At 68.5% G+C, this 16,617-nt stretch carries 14 protein-coding genes; 6 read left to right on the top strand and 8 right to left on the bottom strand.

Annotated features, from left to right (window positions below; translation table 11 throughout):
* The first annotated feature begins 217 nt into the window (after window positions 1-217).
* From TPAU_RS03350 to TPAU_RS03330, 5 genes are read left to right on the top strand one after another with little or no spacing between them, the layout of a single operon-like run.
* Window positions 218-1,756 (top strand): flavin monoamine oxidase family protein, encoded by a 1,539-nt coding sequence (locus tag TPAU_RS03350; RefSeq protein ID WP_013125360.1) that lies wholly within the window; start codon window positions 218-220, stop codon window positions 1,754-1,756.
* Complete coding sequence (locus tag TPAU_RS03345) at window positions 1,753-2,799, top strand: agmatine deiminase family protein (RefSeq protein ID WP_013125359.1); 1,047 nt, start codon at window positions 1,753-1,755, stop codon at window positions 2,797-2,799. Before TPAU_RS03350 ends, TPAU_RS03345 begins: the two co-directional genes overlap by 4 nt.
* Complete coding sequence (locus tag TPAU_RS03340) at window positions 2,792-4,579, top strand: amidase (protein ID WP_013125358.1); 1,788 nt, start codon at window positions 2,792-2,794, stop codon at window positions 4,577-4,579. The genes TPAU_RS03345 and TPAU_RS03340 overlap by 8 nt, the downstream gene beginning before the upstream one ends.
* Window positions 4,580-4,587: 8 nt before the next feature.
* Window positions 4,588-6,141, top strand: coding sequence for an APC family permease (locus tag TPAU_RS03335; RefSeq protein ID WP_013125357.1), 1,554 nt, complete (start codon window positions 4,588-4,590; stop codon window positions 6,139-6,141).
* A gap of 51 nt (window positions 6,142-6,192) precedes the next feature.
* Window positions 6,193-8,157 (top strand): acyl-CoA dehydrogenase family protein, encoded by a 1,965-nt coding sequence (locus tag TPAU_RS03330; protein WP_013125356.1) that lies wholly within the window; start codon window positions 6,193-6,195, stop codon window positions 8,155-8,157.
* A gap of 17 nt (window positions 8,158-8,174) precedes the next feature.
* Here the strand turns inward: TPAU_RS03330 and TPAU_RS03325 are convergent, their stop codons facing one another.
* From TPAU_RS03325 to TPAU_RS03310, 4 genes are all read right to left on the bottom strand, one after another.
* Entirely contained in the window at window positions 8,175-8,891 is a 717-nt protein-coding gene (locus TPAU_RS03325; protein ID WP_013125355.1) for a TetR/AcrR family transcriptional regulator, read from the bottom strand.
* Complete coding sequence (locus TPAU_RS03320; RefSeq protein WP_013125354.1) at window positions 8,892-11,102, bottom strand: MMPL family transporter; 2,211 nt, start codon at window positions 11,100-11,102, stop codon at window positions 8,892-8,894.
* A 285-nt stretch (window positions 11,103-11,387) separates the two neighbouring features.
* The gene (locus tag TPAU_RS03315) at window positions 11,388-12,011 is read right to left on the bottom strand and encodes a CYTH domain-containing protein (protein ID WP_013125353.1); all 624 of its coding nucleotides are present in this window, start codon (window positions 12,009-12,011) and stop codon (window positions 11,388-11,390) included.
* A 35-nt stretch (window positions 12,012-12,046) separates the two neighbouring features.
* Complete coding sequence (locus tag TPAU_RS03310) at window positions 12,047-12,253, bottom strand: heavy-metal-associated domain-containing protein (protein WP_013125352.1); 207 nt, start codon at window positions 12,251-12,253, stop codon at window positions 12,047-12,049.
* A gap of 101 nt (window positions 12,254-12,354) precedes the next feature.
* On the opposite strand from TPAU_RS03310, the gene TPAU_RS03305 reads away from it, so the two are divergent.
* Complete coding sequence (locus tag TPAU_RS03305; protein WP_013125351.1) at window positions 12,355-12,831, top strand: NUDIX hydrolase; 477 nt, start codon at window positions 12,355-12,357, stop codon at window positions 12,829-12,831.
* Window positions 12,832-12,847: 16 nt separating this feature from the next.
* Here the strand turns inward: TPAU_RS03305 and TPAU_RS03300 are convergent, their stop codons facing one another.
* The 4 genes from TPAU_RS03300 to TPAU_RS03285 are packed head-to-tail and all read right to left on the bottom strand — an operon-like array spanning window position 12,848 to window position 16,586.
* Window positions 12,848-13,315, bottom strand: coding sequence for a DUF3093 family protein (locus TPAU_RS03300; protein ID WP_013125350.1), 468 nt, complete (start codon window positions 13,313-13,315; stop codon window positions 12,848-12,850).
* Complete coding sequence (locus tag TPAU_RS23080; protein WP_013125349.1) at window positions 13,312-13,872, bottom strand: hypothetical protein; 561 nt, start codon at window positions 13,870-13,872, stop codon at window positions 13,312-13,314. Before TPAU_RS23080 ends, TPAU_RS03300 begins: the two co-directional genes overlap by 4 nt.
* On the bottom strand, window positions 13,869-14,861 hold the full coding sequence (hemB, locus tag TPAU_RS03290) for a porphobilinogen synthase (protein WP_013125348.1): 993 nt from the start codon (window positions 14,859-14,861) through the stop codon (window positions 13,869-13,871). The genes TPAU_RS23080 and hemB overlap by 4 nt, the downstream gene beginning before the upstream one ends.
* Window positions 14,862-14,882: 21 nt before the next feature.
* Entirely contained in the window at window positions 14,883-16,586 is a 1,704-nt protein-coding gene (locus tag TPAU_RS03285) for a bifunctional uroporphyrinogen-III C-methyltransferase/uroporphyrinogen-III synthase (RefSeq protein ID WP_013125347.1), read from the bottom strand.
* Window positions 16,587-16,617 lie beyond the last annotated feature (31 nt).

Here is a 16,617-nt window from a genome sequence, read left to right as displayed (position 1 = left end):
TCGGATCCGCTCGACCGGCCACGGTGTGCCACCTTAACTCACAATTTACGTGCGCCCCGGGGAACGCTAAACCGCTGGTGAAGGCCGGTGCTGCACTGCCCCGACTCGGGATCGGAGCGGTTGCGGGGCGAGGAATCGGGCCGAACACCGAGCGGCCCGGCGCCGCGCGGCGTACCTTCGCCACAAAACGAATACGATTCATTTATTGGAGGCCACCGTGGAGACCATCGAGTGCGACGTCGTCGTCGTCGGGGCGGGGCCGGCGGGCCTGACTGCGGCGTACACCCTCGCTCGATCCGAGCCGACGATCCGGGTGGCGGTGCTGGAGGCGCGCTCGCGGGTGGGCGGCCGCACGTGGAACGGCCGCGTCCTCGACGACGACGGCGTCGCGCATTTCATCGAGATCGGCGGCCAGTGGATATCCCCCGACCAGTCCCGGCTGATCAGCCTGGTCGACGAGCTCGGTCTGGAGACGTTCGCCCGGCATCGCACCGGAGACGCCGTGTATCTCGCCCCGGACGGCACCCGGCACGTCTACCGGGAGGACATGCCGGTCTCCGCCGCGACCCAGGCGGAGATGGACCGCCTGATCGGGCTGATGGACGAGCTCGCCGCCGAGGTGGGTGCCGACGCGCCCTGGGCGGCGGCGCGCGCCCGGGAACTCGACACGATCCCGTTCCGGGACTGGCTCGGGCGCCACAGCGACGACCAGGAAGCGATCGACAACGTGTCGATCTACGTGGCGTCGGGGATGCTCACCAAACCCAGCTACGCCTTCTCCGCTCTCCAGGCGGCGCTGATGGCGGCATCCGCGGGCTCGTTCTCGCACCTGGTCGACGAGGACTTCATCCTGGACCGGCGCGTGGTCGGCGGTATGCAGTCGGTCAGCCGCCGGCTCGCCGACGAGGTGGGCGGGCTCGGCGGCCGCATCGTGCTCGATACCCCCGTGCGCCGGATCGACTGGCACGAGGTCGATCCCGCCACCGAAGACGCACCGAACGGGATCGCCGCCGACGTCCGCAACGGCGTCGCCGACGACGGCGCGCCCGGTACCGTCACAGTGCACTCCGACCGCGCGGTGGTGCACGCGCGCACGGTGATCCTCGCGGTGCCGCCGAATCTCTACAGCCGGATCCAGTTCGTTCCACCCCTACCCCGCGAACAACAGATCGCACACCAGCACATCTCGATGGGGCTGGTGATCAAGATCCACGCCGTGTACGCCACACCGTTCTGGCGCGAGGAGGGCTTGTCCGGCACCGCGTTCGGCGGAGGACGTCTCGTCCAGGAGGTCTACGACAACACCAACTACGGCCGCAACGACACCGGTGGCGAGGACGGTGTCGAGGATTCGTACGGCACTCTCGTCGGTTTCATCTCCGACCACTACGCCGAACAGATGTGGGCACTCCCCCCGGCTGAGCGACGGCACCGGATCCTCGCCGCGATCGCCGACTATCTCGGTCCGAAAGCACTGCAGCCCATCGCCTTCTACCTCTCGGATATGGCCGCCGAGGAGTGGACTCGTGGGGCGTACGCCACCAGTTACGATCTCGGCGGGCTGCACCGCTGGGGACACCTGCAGAACCGGCCCACCGGTCCGATCCACTACGCCTGCTCCGATATCGCCTCGCAGGGGTACCAGCACGTCGACGGCGCGGTCCGCCAGGGCGAGGCCGCCGCCCTCGCCGTGCTGGAGCACCGGGACGGGGCGAATCACCCGGGCGCGCCCGCGGGGATCGGCGCACCGTCATGACGACGATGCCCGCCGAGTGGTCCCCGCACGCCCGGACGTGGATGGCCTTCCCCGTCGCCAACTCGACCTTCGGCGCGGAGGGCTCGACGCCGCTCGGGCGTGCCCGGACCGCCTGGGCCCGCGTGGCGGCGACGATCGCTCGCTACGAACCGGTGACCATGGTGGCGGCCCCCGGCGACGAGGCCGTGGCGACGTCCCTGCTCCCCGATGACGTCACCGTCGTGACACAACCACTCGACGACGCCTGGATCCGGGATACCGGTCCGACCTTCGTCACCGACGACGCCGGCACCGACGGCATCCTTCTGCGCGCAGTGGACTGGACGTTCAACGGCTGGGGAGCCCAATCGTGGGCCGCGTGGGAGAACGACGCGCGGCTGGGCCGGCGCGTCGCCGACCTGGCCGGCGCACCGGTCCACGACTCCTCGATGGTGACCGAGGGCGGCGGCTTCCATATCGACGGGCGGGGCTCCGTGTTGCTCACCGACACGGTGCAACTCGACCCGGCGCGCAATCCCGGATGGACCCGTGAGGACGTGGAGCGGGAGATCCATCTACACCTCGGCACCACGCACGCGATCTGGTTGCCGCGCGGCCTGTCCCGCGACTACGACGAATTCGGCACCCGGGGGCACGTCGATATCGTCGCCGCGTTCACGCCCGGCGGGCAGGTCCTGCTGCACCGGCAGGACGATCCCGCGCATCCCGATCACGAGGTGACGCGCGCGCTGCGCCGAGTACTCGAGGAATCCACAGACGCAACAGGACACCCGCTGCGCATCCTGGATCTCCCGGCTCCCAGCACGCTGCGCGACGCCGAAGGGGAGTGGGTGGACTACTCCTACATCAACCACTACGTGTGCAACGGGGCCGTGATCCTGTGCGCCTTCGGCGATCCGGATGCCGACGAGCGGGCCCGAGAGATTCTCCGGTCCTGCTATCCGGACCGCACCGTCGAGCTGGTGGACGCGCGCGATGTCTTCGCGTTCGGCGGCGGCATCCATTGCATCACCCAACAGCAACCGAGGACGCCCCATGCATGACGTGACGGGCTACGACGTGACGGGCCGATCGATCGCCCAGTTACGGCACGCGCTGGAGACGGGGCAGATCACCGCGACCGGCCTCGCCGAGGCGTACCTCGCCCGGATCGCGCGCTTCGACCGCGTCGACCCCACGCGCGCAGACGGCCGGGCGGCGGACGGCGGCGTGCCGCTCAATTCCGTCGTCGTGATGAATCCCGATGCGCTCGCGGAAGCGGCGGCCTCGGACGATCGGCGGGCGCGCGGTGCCGTCCTCGGTCCGCTCGACGGCATCCCGTACACGGCGAAGGAGTCGTACATGGTGCGCGGGTTGCCGGTCCCCGCCGGCTCACCGGCGTTCGCCGATCTGATCGCGCAGTGGGATGCCTTCACCATCGAGCGCCTCCGCGCGGGTGGGGCGATCCTGCTCGGCCTGACGACGATGCCCCCGATGGCCAACGGCGGCATGCAGCGCGGCGTGCACGGCCGCGCCGAAAGTCCGTACAACTCCGCTTTTCTCACGAGCGCCTTCGCGTCCGGTTCGTCGAACGGTTCGGGCACCGCGACCGCGGCCGAGCTCGCGGCGTTCGGCCTCGCCGAGGAGACCTGGTCGTCCGGTCGGGCACCGGCGTCGTGCAACTCGCTGTGCGCGTACACACCGTCGCGAGGGGTGATCTCAGTGCGCGGGAACTGGCCCCTGGTACCGACCATGGACGTGGTCGTGCCACACACCCGGTCCATGTCCGACATGCTCGATGTACTCGACGTCATCGTCGCCGACGACCGGACCGCGCGTGGAGACTTCTGGCGCGTGCAGCCGTGGATCGAGATCCCGGCGGCGTCCGCCGTGCGGCCACCGTCCTATCCGGATCTGCCCCGGGCCGCAGACGCGCTCGCCGGTGTCCGGCTGGGAGTGCCGCGGATGTACATCAACGAGGACGCCGATGCGGGTACCGGTGGCGATCGCACGTCCGACACCGGCGTCGGCGGACCGATGGGACGACGGATCGAGACCACCCCCGCCGTCCTGGACCTGTGGAATGCGCTGCGGGCCGACCTCGAAGCGGCCGGCGCTCTCGTGGTGGATGTCGACTTCCCGCTGATCAGCAACTACGAGGGCGACCGACCGGCTGCACCCACCATCTCCACCCGGGGTCTGGTCGATGCCGAGTATCTCGAGACGGAGGTGGGACCGCTCGCCGCCTGGGCCTGGGAGGACTTCCTCCAGGCGAACGGTGACCCACAGCTGGGGAGTCTGCGAGAGGTCGATGGGGCCACGATCTTCCCGCACCCCGACGGTACCCTGCCGGATCGCTACGACGGCTTCTCCGACGATCTCGCCCTGTACCCGCAGTACGTGCGGGACTGGGATCGTCTAGAGCCACCCGCCCTGGCTTCTGCCTTTCCACCGCTCGCCGACGGCCTGCGGGGATTGGAGCGCACCCGGCAGATCGATCTGGAGGAGTGGATGGATCGTCTCGGCCTCGACGCGCTCGTCTTCCCCGCCATGGCCGGGGTCGGTCCGGCCGATGCCGACACCGACCCCGGAGCCGCTGATCTGGCCTGGCGCAATGGCGTATGGGTCGCGAACGGCAATCTCGCACTGCGCCATTGCGGAATACCGACGGTCACCGTTCCGATGGGGGCGATGAAGGACTGCGGGATGCCGGTCGGGGTCACGCTCGCCGGGCGCGCGTGGGACGACAACCGCTTGCTCACCCTGGCGGCGGCGGTCGAGTCGACCACCGCATCGGGTACTCGGCGGGTCGTGCCGCCCCGCGTGTGCGGAGCGGTCCGATAGGCGGCGCGGTGCCGGGCGCGGCGAGCGCGTCCGGCGATCAGTCGAACCAGGAAGGCCTCGAGGACAAGGGCCTTGCCCCCGGCAAGGTCGGCCTCCTCGATGGTGTCGTCCTCGGGATATCCACCGTGGCACCCGGTTACACGCTCACGGCGAGCATCGGGCTGATCGTCGCCGCAGTGGGTTTGAAGATGCCCGCGATCTTCATCGCGGGTTTCATTCCGATGTTCCTCACCGCATACGCCTACCGCGAGCTCAACTCCCGGCTGCCCGACTGCGGTGCTTCATTCACCTGGTCCACCAAGGCCTTCGGCCCGTACGTCGGTTGGATGTGCGGGTGGGGCATGGTGCTCGCCACGATCATCGTGCTCTCCAACCTCGCGGCAATCGCCGTCGAGTACTTCTACCTGTTCATCGCCCAACTGACGGGCAACGAATCCATCGCCGAGTTATCGCAGAACACGGCCGTCAACATCGCGACCACGCTTGCCTTCATCGCCGTCGCGACGTGGATCGCCGGCCGCGGCATCACCACCAGCGAGAAGCTGCAATACGTGCTCGTCGGGTTCCAGCTCGTCGTGCTCGTGGCGTTCGCCGCGTTCGCGATCGCCAAATCCACCTCGGCGCCCACCGGCCTGGCGTTCTCGATCGACTGGTTCAACCCGTTCACGGGAGTCACCATCGCCGCCTTCGTCGTCGGCGTCACCGGCTCGATCTTCGCGTTCTGGGGGTGGGATACCTGCCTCACTCTCGGCGAGGAATCGAAGGATCCGCACAAGGTACCCGGCCGGGCCGGCCTGCTGGCCGTGATCACCATCCTGCTGACCTACCTGCTGGTCGCGGTGGCGGTGATGATGTACGCGGGGGTGGGATCCGAGGGCCTCGGCCTGGGCAACCCCGACAACGCGGAGAACGTCTTCCGGCCACTGGCCGATCCGGTGATGGGCACCTCCGGTGGCCTGCTGTTGTTCCTCGCCATCTTCGCGTCGTCGGCGGCGAGCCTGCAGACCACGTTCCTCCCAGCAGCGCGCACCATGCTCGCGATGGGGGCGTACGGCGCGTTCCCCCGTAAGCTCGCGTCGATCCATCCCAGGTATCTGGTTCCGACCTACGCCACCGTGGTCGCGGGGATCACCACCAGCGTCTTCTACACCGCGGTCAAGCTTCTCTCCGAACGGGCCCTGGTCGATACCATTGCGGCGCTGGGAATCATGATCTGCTGGTACTACAGCATCACCGCCTTCGCGTGCGTCTGGTACTTCCGGCGGGAACTGTTCGCCAGCGCCCACAACGTGATCTACAAGCTGGTGTTCCCCTTGATCGGCGGACTCATGCTCGCCGCTGTCTTCCTCGTCTCGCTGCAGGAGAGCCTCGATCCCGGCAACGGCAGCGGTGCCGAGCTGTTCGGCATCGGCTTGGTGTTCTACATCGGCTTCGGCCTGCTTCTGCTCGGCACGATGCTGATGCTGGTGCGACGGGCCCGCCATCCCGCGTTCTTCCGGGGCAAGACCCTCAGTTGGGATGCACCGAGCGGCGCCTCATCGCCCGATACCGGCCGAGGGTGATCCCGGTCGCGCAAGCCCCACATTTCGCCCACGATCGGTACGGTGGGAACCATGAGTTCCCCGGCATCGTCGCCCGAACTGACCGCAGCCCTGCGCACGATCCTCGACGGCCGGTGGGCCGATACGAGAGACGTGGTGCGGGGCCAGATCCAGGACCAGGGCGTGGTTCCCCGCGCCGGCCTGAGTCTGGACGACTACCGCGAGCTGGTGCTCGGACAGATGAAACAGATGGTGCCGCTGGGCTTCCCGGCGGACGGCTTCCGCACCGAGCACGGCGGCACGGGTGATGTGGGTGCCGCGGTCACGGCGATCGAGACCCTCGGCTACGGCGATCTGTCGCTGATGGTGAAGGCCGGCGTGCAGTGGGGCCTGTTCGGCGGTGCGGTGGAGAACCTGGGCACCCGATACCACCACGACACCTATGTCCGCGGCCTGATCGACCTGGACGTGCTCGGCTGTTTCGCCATGACCGAGACGGGCCACGGCTCCAATGTGCAGGAATTGGAGACCACGGCCACGTACCTTCCGGAGACCGGCGAGTTCGAGATCCACTCCCCCACCTCCAGCGCACGCAAGGACTACATCGGTGGCGCGGGTAAGCACGCCCGCTACGCCGCGGTGTTCGCGCAGCTCATCACCGGCGGACCGGGCGAAGAACCCACAGGCCGTGGCGTGCACTGCTTCGTGGTGCCGATCCGGGACGCGAACGGCGACGACCTACCGGGTGTCACCACCTCGGACTGCGGTTACAAGGGCGGCCTGCCCGGCGTCGACAACGGCCGGATCGTGTTCGACCGCGTACGCATCCCGCGGGTCGATCTATTGAACCGGTACGCCGACGTCGCGGACGACGGAACCTATTCCAGTCCCATCGAATCCGACAACCGTCGGTTCTTCACGATGCTCGGCACCCTGATTCGTGGCCGGGTCACCGTGGGCGCCGCCGCTGGTGCCGCCGGCCGCCTCGGTATCGCCCTGGCCACCAAGTACGCGCTGGTCCGCCGGCAGTTCGATGCGCCCGGCGGCGATAACGAACTCCTGCTGCTGGACTACCGAACACACCAACGACGGCTGCTTCCGCTGGTGGCGCGCGCGTACGCGTTCGCGTTGGCGCAGAACGAACTCACGGCCGAACTGCACGAGCTGCAGACCGCCGATCCCGACAGCATCGATCCGGACTACAGCCGCGAGATCGAAGGCAAGGCTGCGGCGATCAAGGCCGGTCACACCCGGCTCGCGTCGGACGCGATCAGCGCGGCCCGCGAGGCTTGTGGTGGCGCCGGTTACCTATCGGAGAATCGGCTTCCGTTGCTGCGCGGCGACATCGACGTGTTCACCACGTTCGAGGGCGACAATCTGGTGCTCACCCAACTGGTCGCGAAGGAGCAGCTCACTGCCTACGCTGCCGACGTCCAGGGCCTCGACGCCGTGGGCTGGGTGCGCTTCGTGGCGGAGATGGCCCGCGATGTGGTGCTGGAGAAGACCGCAGCGCGCCAGGTGGTGCAGACCCTGCTCGACGACTCCAACGAGGACACCGAGGAGAGCGATCTCACCCACCCGGGCACCCAGCTGCGCCTGCTCCGCAACCGAGAGAATCACCTGCTGCGCACCGCAGCCGACCGGATGCGCCGCGCGAAGGATCCCGACGAGGACCCGCTCGAGGTGTTCACCGAGACCCAGGACCACCTGATCAAGGTGGGCGAGGCGCACATCGAGCGGATCGTGCTGGAGTCCTTCGTGGACGTGATCACCGACGTCACGGACCGCGAGACCCGCGATGCGCTCAAACTGATGCGCAACCTGTACGTGTACTCGCTACTCGAGCGCGACCTGGGGTGGTACCTGATGCACCGCCAGGTGTCGGTGGAGCGGGCCAAGGCCATCCGGCGCGGCGTGAACGAGTTGTGCGGCAAGGCCCGGCCGATCGCCGAGTCGCTGGTCGACGCCTTCGGCATTCCCGCGACGGCACTCGATGTTCCGATGCTCGACCCGGCGAACAGCGTCGCCGTCCACTAGCCGCTACCTCGGGCCGATCAGGTGCTGTGCGCAGCACCCGATCGGCCCGAGTCGTCGATGTGGCCGCGCAACGCGCGCACCGTCTCCAAGGCCTGTGCGCCGGTGGGAAGCTCGTCCATGCCGGTGGTGAGGGCGATGCCGAGGCAGGCGCCGCCGATCACCCGGTCCGCGTACTCGATCGGATCCCCCCAGGGCAGGAAGGGCTTGGCTACCAGCAGCGAGGCGACTCCGTGCACGATCGTCAGCATCTGCAGCGCGATGGGCCGTGGATCGCCCGGCGGGTAATAGCCCTCGTCCTGCAATCTCCGCACGGTGTCCTCGAGGTGACTGAACGCGGCGGCGTTGAGCACAGTGTCCACGTCGGAGGCCGACTCCGACGGGGTCATCGCGGCCAGCCGGTACAACTCGGGGGTCGCGAGAGCGAACCGGACGAAGGCGAGGCCTTGGGCGCGCGCGGCGTCCAGCGGAGTGGTGGCATCGGCTTCGGCGGCGGTCATCTCCTCGTCGAGCTGGCCGAGGTAACGAGCCACCACGGCGGTGAGCAGCGCCTCCTTATCGGAGTAGTGCAGGTAGATCGACGGTGGCGTGACGCCGACCCGGTTCGCGACACCACGGATCGACACGGCTTCGGCACTTCCGGTCTCGATCAGGAGTTGTGTTGCCGCGTCGAGTATGTCGGCGCCCAGGCGCTCGCCGTCGCCGCGCTTGGAGCGCTGCCGCTTCTCCGCCGTCATCTAGGACTCCCGCAGGCCGACTCGTTCGTGGAGGCGCCGCAGCGGCGCCGGTGCCCACCAATTCCAGGTACCCGCCACCCGCATGAATGCGGGCACCAGAAGCATGCGGATGATGGTGGCGTCCAACAGTACCGCGATCATCATGCCCACACCGAACATCTTCATGAAGGAGACGCCGGCGAAGCCGATAGCGGCGAACACGATCGCCATGAGCAGCGCCGCAGCGGTCACGACGCGTCCGGTGCGCGCGATCCCCATGGCGACGGCCTCGTCGTTGGCGTCCCGATCCTTGATCGGCGAGTGGTCCCAGAACTCCTTGATCCGGGACAGCAGGAATACCTCGTAGTCCATCGACAGACCGAAGGCGATGCAGAACATCAGTACCGGCATGTTCGCGATGATCGCGCCGGTCACGGTGGTCCCGAGCCCTCCGATCCAGCCCCACTGGAAGATCGCGACCAGCGCACCGAACACGGCGGTCAGGGAGATCACGTTCATCACCAGAGCCTTGAGCGGGAGAACCACGCTGCCGGTGAGCAGGAACAGCAAGATGAACGTGGTCACGGCGATCACTAGCAGCACCGTGGGCAGGGTGTCCAGGATCGATTGCACCGAATCCCGGTTGAGCTGAGCGGATCCGCCGAACGAGGACTCGGCCGGCGACGGTACCTCGCGCAGCCGGTCCAGCTGATCGGACGCCTCGGGCGACAGCGGGTCCAGGGTGGACGAGACGGTGAACAAAGTGGTCCCGTTCTCGGCGCGGGCGGTGGGATCACCATCGGCGACACGGTTCCCGTGCAGGTAGGTGCCGGTCGGCGCGACCACGGCACCCGTCGCGTCGACCCGTGAGAGCCGGGTGGCGTAATCGGCCACGGCACCGTCGTCCACGGGGCTGGTGAGCACCACCGAGACCTGGCCCGCCGCATCCTCGCCGAAGTCGGTCCGAATGGTGTCGCCCACCTGGTGCGACGATGCCGCGCTCGGCAGCACTCGGTCATCGGGAAAGCCGAAATGGATACTCAGGAAAGGGGTTCCGAGCAGCACCAGGATCGCAGTGAGCGCCACGCCGATCGGGATCGCGCGACGCAGCACCAGTCGCGTGATCCGATAGAAGGCACTGGCCTGCGGCTCCGGCTCGGCCCTGCGGCGGCCGATCTTCAGCGCATCCACGCGGTCGCCGAGCACGGTGAGGATCGCGGGCGTCAAGATCAGCGTGGCGAGCGCGGCGAAGAGCACGACCGCCACACCGGCGTAGGCGAACGAGCGCAGGAAGTACATCGGAAAGATCGCCATCGCGGCGAGCGAGAGTCCGACGATGACCGCGGAGAAGATCACGGTGCGGCCGGCCGTGTTCATGGTGCGTCGCAATGCGTGGGCGCGCACCGTGGCCGGATCGTCGCCGCGCATCCGCCCGGCGATCACCTCCTCGCGGTACCGGCTCAGCACGAGCAGGGTGTAGTCGATCGCGAGCGCCAGTCCCATCGCGGTGGTGAGGTTCAGCGCGAAGATCGAGACGTCGGTGAAATCCGTGAAGGCGCGCAGGATCCCCGTGGTCGCGATGATCGCCGCGATACCGATGAGCACCGGGATCGCGGCAGCGATGAGGCCGCCGAACACCCAGACCAACACCAAGAAGGTGATCGGAATGGCCACCGCCTCGGCGACCAGCAGATCGCGCGAGGACTGCTCGTTGATCTGGTTGTAGCTGTAGGCCTGTCCACCCGCAGTGACGGTGACCGAATCCGGCGGTGCCGGAAGAGCGTCGACGATCCTTTGGGAGTTCTTCGGCGCCTCGGATTCGCCGCCTGCGATGGCGGCGACGATCAGAGCGGTGCGCTTGTCCTCACTGACCAGCATCGGCGTGGGCGTGGAGAATCCATCGACCACGCTCTCCACCCGCGCATCCTGTTTCAGCGCATCGATCACCGCGCGGGCATGGGCGGCAGCGGGACCGGCGGCGGCACCGTCGGTCAGGGTCTGTCCCTCGGGCACGGCGACGGCCAGGACCAGTGGCAGTCCGCCGCGGTGGAAGTCCTCGCTCATCCGGTCGTACGTGCGCATCGCTTCGGCCTGCGGGTCGACGTACCCGCCGGCTTGCAGCCGGTCCGCGACACCCGCACCGGCCAGGCCGAGGCCGGCGAGCGCGACGACGGCGAGCACGAGCACGAGGCGGGCACGGCGGGCGACGAACCGGGTCACGGCGTCGATCATGGGAACTCCGATCAGTGAACCACGTGTGTTATCAGCGTTAAGTTAACGTTGATATGTCAGCCTCGTCAACTTCCAGACGCACACCGAGAGACACAGCTCACAGCACACACGCCGCCTAACATGGTCACCGTTTCATCACAACTCGACTTCCCACCGACGGGCGAAGCGTTTGATATGCAAAGGTTCAACCGGGCAAACTTCTCGGACCGGCCGTATTCGGCGGGCGTGAGTGCGACCGGTGGTGACCCGCTTGCTGGAATGGGGTGAGCGGTTCACCCCGGAATCTCAGATGCCGCCGAGACGATTCTCGCCGAGCGAATGCATGAATCGGGGCCCGAGCAGCGCGAGTTCGCGGCGGTACGGGTCTGCCCAGCCACCGAACGGGACATGGGCGAGATATTCGTTGCGGAACCGGTCATCCTCGGACACCTCGGTCACACAGAAGTCAGGGATGGCGAGATCGGTGACGGGGCCGCCGCGTTCCACCTCGGCCATCACCAAGGGAGCGTTGACACCGAGGAAGTCGTCGATGATCCAGCCGTCCTCGCCGAGCCACATCGAGTACCGCACCTTGGCGACCACGTGCTCGGCGCGGCGGACGATCTGCCCCGCGACCATCGGATCCAGCTCTCGCTCCGCCTCGTACCGGGTCCCGCTCACGGCGGGCCCCTTGGCCGCCATGGTCCCGGTGGTCACCGCGCCGAGCGCATCGACGAGTGCACCGGGATCGTCGGTGAGCTGCTCCGGGGCCGGGCCCTGAACACGGACCCGGACCGCGTAGCCGTCGGCGGCGAACAGGTAGGCCTGCACGATCAGCGTGGGCGAGGGATCGAGGGCAGCGGCCTCGGGAACCTCGTGGACGAAGAACTTGCGCTCGAACTCGAAGTCTCCGAAACCCTGCTCAGACATGCGACAACCCTAACCGGTGCGGGCCGTTCTCCAGGTCAGGCGAGCGTGTAACCGGCCTCCGAGACCGCAGCGGAGACGTCATCGCGCGTGAGGTCCGCATCGCTGGTGACAGTGACGGCACCGGTTTCGACATTGACGTCCACGGCCGTGACGCCACCGATCTCCGAGATCTCCTCGCGCACCGACGCCGCGCAGTGGCCGCAGGTCATCCCCGTCACGGTGTAGGTGGTCTCGACTGCCATGGTTGTCTCCTTCGTCGGCGGGCCGCGAATCTCCATCGTCGCGCGCACCACCTTCGACCATATACCCCCTAGGGGTATATGCCAACCGGTAGCCTGGGCCCATGCCCATCCCCGAGTACGTACGCACCATCCGCGAGAAGATCGGCACCGACCTGCTGTGGCTCCCCGGCGTGGCCGCGGTCGTGGTCAACGAGTCCGGCGACGTCCTGCTGGGCCGTCGCGCCGATACCGGCGAGTGGGCCTCCCTCGCCGGCATCCTCGAACCCGGCGAGCAGCCCGCTGATGCCATCGTCCGCGAGATCCGCGAAGAGGCGGGCGTCGACGCCGAGATACTCGACCTGCTCGCCGTGCGCACCGACGAGCCCGTCGCCTACCCCAACGGCGATACCGCGCAATACCTCACGCTGCTGTTCCTGTGCCGCTACCTCTCCGGTGAGGCGCACGTGGCCGACGACGAATCACTGGAGATCGCCTGGTTCTCCCCCGAGGCCCTACCGCCGATGTCGGTTCGGCAGACAGAGCGTGTCCGCCTCGGCCTCGCCGCCCTGCGCGGTGATACTCGCCCCGCCTGGCAGTGACCTCACGTGAGCGGCATCAGAGCAGTGGTGCCAGTGCCGCCCGGAGCGCATAGTCGTTGCGGGCCCACGCCTGCACGGTGGAGCCGTCCGTGAGTTTGAGTCCCATTCCATAGCGGCGCCGCGGCACCGTCTGAAGCTTGCCCATCACGCGGGCGGACGACCAGGAGGGGAACTCCTCCGGTTTCGCCTTCTTCGGATGATCCGGCATCTTCCCCGGCAGGATCTCGGCGATCTCGTCCACCGGGATCGACTCCTCGCCGCAGCGCAGCTCCTCCGGCGTCAACGCGACGCTCACGTGCGTGCGCCCCGCCGTCACCTGCAGCCACACGAACAGCTGGGACAGGCCGCCGAGCAGCAACCACATCCACCAGTCCGACCATTCGCCGATGACCACACCCTGCGTGACGATCACGGCGATCGTGAGGACCGGTGCGATGAACAGCCACACCCGCGACAGCCCGCGCTCCGAGTACAGCTCACTCACGAGGTGGCGCCGGGCTTGAAGTACTCCAACGATTCCCGCGAGTTCCCGGCGATCACCGCACCCACCACCGCCACGGCGGCCAGGATCGACGGCACCGCCACCAGCGGATCGTCGGTACCGAAGGAGAGGATGCCGAACATCACCACGAACCCGGCGACCAACTGCAACGCGATCCGCGTCCATGCCTGCCCCAGCCAGTTCAGGTACACCAGCACGCACACGCCGATCGCCACCAGCACCGTCACCACGATGGCCATGGTGAACAGCGTGTTCTCGAACGACTCGAAGGTCTGGAACACGGGCGGGCGGTCGCCGTCGGTCTTGCGGATCTCCGCATAGGCCTCGCGCAGTTCACGCGAGCCACGAACACTGAGCGCCTCCGCTATCCGGGCGATGGTCGAGCAGACGATCACGAAGATCCACAGCTGTACGGAGAGCTTCACATCGTCGGGCCGGGGACCGCGCTCGGGCTTCGGCGCCGGCGGCGGTCCGGGCCAGCTCGGCGGCTGCGGGCCGGGGCCGGGCCAGACGGGGCCGGGCCACTGCGGCCCCGTCACCACTGGCCCCGTGCGATGCGCTGCGCGGCCTCGACGGCCCAGTACGTGAGCACCACGTCGGCGCCGGCGCGGCGGATCGACAGCAGGGACTCGCGGATCGCGGAGTCGCGGTCGATCCAACCGTTCTGCGCGGCCGCGGTGATCATCGCGTACTCACCGGAGATCTGGTACGCGGCAACGGGAACCGGTGACGCCGCGGCCACGTCCGCCAGCACGTCCAGATAGCTCATGGCCGGCTTCACCATCACCAGATCGGCGCCCTCGGCCACATCGAGATCCAGCTCGCGCAACGATTCCCGACGATTCGCCGCGTCCTGCTGGTAGGTGCGCCGATCGCCCTGCAACGAGGACCCGACCGCCTCTCGGAACGGGCCGTAGAACGCGGAGGCGTACTTCGCGGTGTAGGCGAACAGTGAAACATCGTGCTGTCCCGCGGTGTCCAGCGCCGACCGGAGTACGCCGATCTGCCCGTCCATCATCCCCGACGGTCCCAGCATGTGTGCTCCGGCCTGCGCCTGCGCGACGCCCATCAGCGCGTACCGCTCCAGAGTGGCGTCGTTATCCACGCGCCCCTCCGCATCGAGCACACCGCAATGCCCGTGCGAGGTGAACTCGTCCAGGCAGGTGTCGGCCATGATCACCGTCGCGTCGCCCAGGTCATCGCGGAGCGCACGCAGGCCGCGGTTGAGCACACCGTCGGGATTCCAGGACGCGCTGCCCTCGGCATCCTTATCGGCATCGTCGGGCACGCCGAACAGCATCAGCCCACCGACTCCGGCGCGCACGGCTTCGTCGGCGGCGGCCCGCAGCGAATCGAGCGTGTGCTGCTGCACCCCCGGCATCGATGAGATCGGCACCGGGGCGTCGATCCCGTCCCGCACGAACATCGGCAGCACCAACTGCCTGGGCTCGACCGAGACCTCGGCGACCAACCTGCGGACGGCGGGCGTGGTGCGCAGCCGTCGCGGTCGCACCTGCGGAAAACTCATGCTTCCCAGTCTAGGTGCGCACTAGGAGCGCGAGCGGCGCGGCTTCTTGCGCGGCGGGGGCAGCGTGCCCTCGGCGCGGAGCCGGGAGGCGTGCGCGGCCAGGGCCTCGACGAGGTCCTCCACCGACGCGGTCTCCGGCTGCACGTCCACCCGCAGTCCGAACTCGATCGCCGTCTCGGCCGTCTTCGGACCGATGCACGCGACGATGGTCCGCGAATGCGGCTTGCCCGCGATGCCGACCAGGTTGCGCACCGTCGAACTCGAGGTGAAGCAGACCGCGTCGAAGTCGCCGGTCTTGATCATCTCGCGGGTCGAGGCCGGGGGCGGCGCAGCCCGCACCGTGCGGTACGCGGTCACGTCGTCGATCTCCCAGCCACGATCGCGCAGCCCCTCGGCGAGGGTCTCGGTCGCGATATCGGCGCGCGGCAACAGCACCCGGTTGACCGGATCGAAAACGTCGTCGAAGGGCGGGAACACCTCGAGCATGCCCAGGCTGGACTGCTCGCCGGTGGGCAGCAGCTCCGGCTCGATGCCGAAGGCGCGGACCTTGGCGGCCGTCTGCTCACCGACGCACGCGATCTTCACACCCGAGAAGGCGCGGGCGTCGAGCCCGAACTCGGTGAACTTCTCCCACACGGCGCGCACGGCGTTGGTGGAGGTGAAGACCACCCACTGGTACCGGCCATCGACCAGGCCCTTCACGGCCCGCTCCATCTGGGCAGGACTGCGCGGGGGCTCGACCGCGATGGTCGGGACCTCCATCGGGATGGCGCCGTGGCCACGCAGTCGGTTCGACATGTCGGCGGCCTGGTCCTTGGTCCGCGGCACCAGCACGGTCCAGCCGTACAGCGCGCGCGACTCCCACCAGGAGAGCTTGCTGCGGGTGCCCACCACCTTGCCGACGGTGATCACCAGCGGGCCGGGCAGGCCGGCGGCGACCTCGTTCAGGGTGGCCAGGGTGGCATCCAGGGTCTTCTGCTTGCAGGTCGAGCCCTGCGTGGTCACCGCGACCGGGGTCTGCGGGGCCAGACCGTTCTCGACCAGAGCCGACGCAGCATCGGCCAGGTGCTCGGCGGTCGCGCCCAGCACCAGCGGCGACGGTGCGGCGGCCAGCGCCGCCCAGTCGACCTCGCCCCGGACGTCGGCGACGGTGTGCGCCGAGCCCAGAGCCATGCCGGCGTACGCGGGCACGGCGGTCGCGGTCGACAGGCCGGGGATCACCTCGAAGGCGATCTGGGTGCGGGCGACGGCGTGGATCTCGGCGAGCACGGCGTCCGAGGACATCGGATCGCCCGCGACGAGACGCACCACGTCCTGGCCGTGCCGGGCCTGGGTCAACAGGGTCTTGGCGACCTCGGCCGGCTCACCCAGGGCGGGTGCGACGGTCGCGGGGTTGCGGAACGCCGGCTCGGCCTTGCGGCCCTTCGCGGGTTCGGCCGCGGGGGCGTCAGCGTCGGTCTCGATCGGCTCGACCGGCAACTCGGCACCCACCATCTCCAGCACCGTCGCCGGAACGTCGGGGTCGGTGTAGACGGTGCGCGCCTGCGCGATAGTCTGCTGTGCACGCAGGGTCAGCAACCCCGGGTCGCCCGGACCGGAACCCACGAAGGTGATGCGCCCCGGCGCTGTGGCCTTGCCACGGGCGGGTTTGCTCGCCTTCGCGGCCGAGCGGCTGGACACCGCGTCGGTGTCGGCTGCCTTCGCGGACTGTGCAGTGCGGCTCATGTATCGGCTCTCCGTCGTCCTGTATGCGGTG

Origin of the sequence: Tsukamurella paurometabola DSM 20162 (assembly GCF_000092225.1) — a bacterium.
GTDB classification, from domain to species: domain Bacteria; phylum Actinomycetota; class Actinomycetes; order Mycobacteriales; family Mycobacteriaceae; genus Tsukamurella; species Tsukamurella paurometabola.
This window is presented reverse-complemented; position numbering and strand designations above follow the sequence as displayed.

What these genes read in the sequence shown, in the direction of transcription:
- TPAU_RS03345 (WP_013125359.1), top strand. Translation starts at nt 1,753, where the DNA reads ATGACGACGATGCCCGCCGAGTGGTCCCCGCACGCCCGGACGTGGATG.
- TPAU_RS03340 (WP_013125358.1), top strand. Translation starts at nt 2,792, where the DNA reads ATGCATGACGTGACGGGCTACGACGTGACGGGCCGATCGATCGCCCAG.
- TPAU_RS03330 (WP_013125356.1), top strand. Translation starts at nt 6,193, where the DNA reads ATGAGTTCCCCGGCATCGTCGCCCGAACTGACCGCAGCCCTGCGCACG.
- TPAU_RS03325 (WP_013125355.1), bottom strand. Translation starts at nt 8,891, where the DNA reads ATGACGGCGGAGAAGCGGCAGCGCTCCAAGCGCGGCGACGGCGAGCGC.
- TPAU_RS03320 (WP_013125354.1), bottom strand. Translation starts at nt 11,102, where the DNA reads ATGATCGACGCCGTGACCCGGTTCGTCGCCCGCCGTGCCCGCCTCGTG.
- TPAU_RS03315 (WP_013125353.1), bottom strand. Translation starts at nt 12,011, where the DNA reads ATGTCTGAGCAGGGTTTCGGAGACTTCGAGTTCGAGCGCAAGTTCTTC.
- TPAU_RS03310 (WP_013125352.1), bottom strand. Translation starts at nt 12,253, where the DNA reads ATGGCAGTCGAGACCACCTACACCGTGACGGGGATGACCTGCGGCCAC.
- TPAU_RS03305 (WP_013125351.1), top strand. Translation starts at nt 12,355, where the DNA reads ATGCCCATCCCCGAGTACGTACGCACCATCCGCGAGAAGATCGGCACC.
- hemB (WP_013125348.1), bottom strand. Translation starts at nt 14,861, where the DNA reads ATGAGTTTTCCGCAGGTGCGACCGCGACGGCTGCGCACCACGCCCGCC.
- TPAU_RS03285 (WP_013125347.1), bottom strand. Translation starts at nt 16,586, where the DNA reads ATGAGCCGCACTGCACAGTCCGCGAAGGCAGCCGACACCGACGCGGTG.